Origin of the sequence: Mammaliicoccus sp. J-M41 (assembly GCF_022385935.1) — a bacterium.
Lineage (GTDB): Bacteria > Bacillota > Bacilli > Staphylococcales > Staphylococcaceae > Mammaliicoccus > Mammaliicoccus sciuri_A.
Genome location: NZ_JAJNIR010000104.1, coordinates 1 through 255 on the forward strand (window position 1 = coordinate 1; position 255 = coordinate 255).

Annotated in this window: 1 protein-coding gene; it reads left to right on the plus strand. The window is 23.9% G+C overall.

Annotated elements, in window-relative coordinates; all coding sequences use genetic code 11:
- A partial coding sequence (locus LQ686_RS14085; protein ID WP_239703282.1) for an IS3 family transposase occupies window positions 1-254 on the plus strand: 254 nt, incomplete at its 5' end.
- Window position 255: the final 1 nt, after the last annotated feature.

The following is a 255-nucleotide window of genomic DNA, read 5'->3' on the forward strand; positions in this document are numbered from 1 at the left end:
ATTTATTAAAAGAACATAAGATATTTCAAAGTATGTCTAGAAAAGGTAATTGTCTAGATAATTCAGTTATGGAAAACTTTTTTGGGTTACTAAAACAAGAAATGTATTATGGCCAAAAATTTAAAGATTTTCAAGATCTTGAACAAGCTATTCATCGATATATTAATTTTTATAATAACGAAAGAATCAAATCAAAATTAAAAGGCTTATCTCCCAAAAATTACAGGAGACAAACCTTTGAAATAATATACTAAT